Genomic DNA, 2,512 nt, shown 5'->3' with positions numbered 1-2,512 from the left:
GCCCGTGCCTCGGCACGGGCGGCCCTTTCGCCATCATCACACCTGCGTCAGCTCGCGTACTGACGGAGAACGGCGTCGCCGCCCCGATCAACGACACCTCGGACCCGGCCTCCTCGACGAGCCGCCGGTAGGCCAGCCCCACGGGAACGTTGTCCCGGGCCATCAACACCCCGAGTGCCCGTTGGACGAGATCGCGGGTGAGCAGGGCGCCCGTGAGCCCCACCAGAAGCTGTTCGCTCCCCGCGTCCATCCGCGGCAGCGCCTGGGTGGACCCACCCTCGTAACACGCCTGGACCCGCTGGATCAGCAACCGCATGGCGGCGACCTCGCGGGAGTAGAGGTTCAGTGCGGCGACCGGAACGCCGCTGCCGGCGAAGAGCGGAATCGACAGTGAAGCCAGGATCCCGTACCGCCAGGCCACGTCCCGAAAGCCGGGCCAGACCACCGCGCCGGCCACATCGGGTACGCCGACCGTCTCGCCAGAGTGCAGTGCCAGCAGACAGGGACCGGCATCCTCGCTGTACTGGGCCAGGTCGACGGCCTCGGCCACGTCGCTGCTGGCGGTCTGGGTACGGTGACCCCGCCCGGCGGGCACGGTCACCGAGGCGAAGTCGACCGGGCCCACCACCGACGCGCTCAGCCGGACGATCGTGCTCAGATGGTCCGGCAGTGCTGGGGAGTCGTCGGGCAGGCTGGCGAGGGCGAGCAGCGTCTCCCTCAGGTCGTCGCATCGCCGGTCTGGGCCGGTTCTCATACCCGGGTACTCCGCACCGCTCTGGCGACGAGTGCCTCCGCGACGTCGTGCACCTTACGGTTGGTGTCCTGCGAGATCTTCGACAGCAGCGCGAACGCCTCCTCCGGCGAGCACCGCCGGTCACCCATGATGATCCCCTTGGCCTGCTCGATCACCGCCCGGCTGCGCATCGCCTCCCGCATCTGCTCGGCCAGCGTGGCGGCGCTGTTGTACAGGTGCGCGTTGGCCAGTGCCACCGCCGCGTACGCCGCGAAACCCTCCGCGACGGCGATCGCCGACGGGCCGAAGGCATTCGGCGAATCGCCGTAGACGTTCAGCGCACCCACCACCGACTCCTGGATCGGCAACCCGATCGACAGCGAGCTCCCGGCCCCGGCCGTTCGGGCGACGGCCGCCCAGGTCGGCCAGCGCTGCTCGGCGACCATGTCCGGCACGGAGATGGTGTCGCCGCTGGCGGAGGCGTCCAGGCACGGACCCCGGTGCTGCTCGTACTGCCATTCGTCCAGGTGACGGGCGAGGACACCGGTGAACGCGGCCGTCCAACCGGCCCGGCCCCGCACGAGCGTCACCGACACCTCCCGGGCGCCGGGAACGCTCCGGCTGGCAAGGTCGGCGATCCGGCGCAACATGTCATCGAGGCTGGTCTCGTCCAGCCTCGTCCGGCCCAACTCGGCCAGCGCGTCGGCGGGATCCAGATCTGGCTGCGTCATTGCGGGACAGTCCTTGTCGGCCGGCGTGCGCACCGGCGGGTCGGGGCCACGGACCGGCGGTCACCCCGTACGGGTGCCGGCAGCGTCTCGCCGGAGCGGCCGTCGTGGCTTTTGTCCCTACCCCCGGGGTGCACCGCTCACACCTGCCCCGAGACCCCTGCTCGCGGACCTGCCGTTCTCTCTGCTAGAGGGTGACGAATTCGTCGACCATCGCCGTAGAACGGCCGGGCAGACCCGCGCGACCGTGTTCAGTGGGCCGTTCCACCGCAGCATCGGGTACGCCGTGGCGATGAGCGTGACCGCCGGCGCCTGCTCAAGCGCCTCGGCGAGCCGCAACAGCAGCCATACGCGTCCGCGCGCTTACTCCGCCGTTGGCCGCAGGTCCACTGTCGTGCTGGCCAGCCGCCGCGCCCGCTCGTCCTCTCCACCGACCGCCACGTCGGTGCGGGCGTAGGCGCGAACGATGCCGGATGTCGCCTGCCCGTCGCCGACGCTGGCGCGTCGCCGGTGCGATCGGCACGCACCTGCGCCGCCGTGCCGGAGGCGTGCACGCCACTGACGGTCACACCACCATCGGCGGTCGCCCTGCCGGATCGGGAAACCCGTATAGAGCCCACCCGGGCCGGCGCCACTGCCCAGATCGCCACGCCAACGGCCGCGACCGGCCGAGGGCCGAGGCCACGGTGGCGACCCGATCAGCCGAGGCCCACCGCAACAGAACGAGCGTCGCCCCCGCGACGACAACGCACGTGGCCACGGCGACGACGCGTCGAACGTTCACATCAGCAGGCTGGCCCCGGCGTACGAGAGGTCGAAGCTCGGTGATCGTCGGTCAGGGACGGCCAGCCTCAGCCGACTGGGTGCTCGACCGGCGTCGCGTGGTCTCCGAGCCGGTCGCGGGTCCGCGTCGTCGCGCCCGGCGCTGTCGCGGTCGCGGCGCTGCGTCGTTGCTCGGTCGCTCCCGGCACGGCGTCGGACGCGCGGCGGGCGGCGTGACGCGGCTCGCCGCGGCGTCCACGAGGTCCGGCAGGTCCCGCCCGACCACCAG

The 2,512-nt window shown here is 72.2% G+C and carries 2 protein-coding genes; both read right to left on the bottom strand.

From position 1 onward, the window contains the following. On the bottom strand, positions 1 to 754 hold a 754-nt coding region (locus JNW91_RS30990), incomplete at its 3' end, for a GAF and ANTAR domain-containing protein (protein WP_203179003.1). After that, positions 751 to 1,464: a GAF and ANTAR domain-containing protein gene (locus JNW91_RS30985; protein ID WP_203179002.1), complete on the bottom strand. Its 714-nt coding sequence runs from the start codon at positions 1,462 to 1,464 to the stop codon at positions 751 to 753. The genes JNW91_RS30985 and JNW91_RS30990, both read right to left, overlap by 4 nt. Between the last annotated feature and the right edge of the window lie 1,048 nt (positions 1,465 to 2,512).

This window comes from Micromonospora parastrephiae (assembly GCF_016802865.1).
GTDB classification, from domain to species: domain Bacteria; phylum Actinomycetota; class Actinomycetes; order Mycobacteriales; family Micromonosporaceae; genus Micromonospora; species Micromonospora parastrephiae.
The sequence above is the reverse complement of the archived record's forward strand: the minus strand, read 5'-3'. Positions and strand labels throughout refer to the sequence as shown.

Coding starts and splice junctions, on each gene's coding strand:
- JNW91_RS30985 (WP_203179002.1), bottom strand. CDS start 1,464: ATGACGCAGCCAGATCTGGATCCCGCCGACGCGCTGGCCGAGTTGGGC.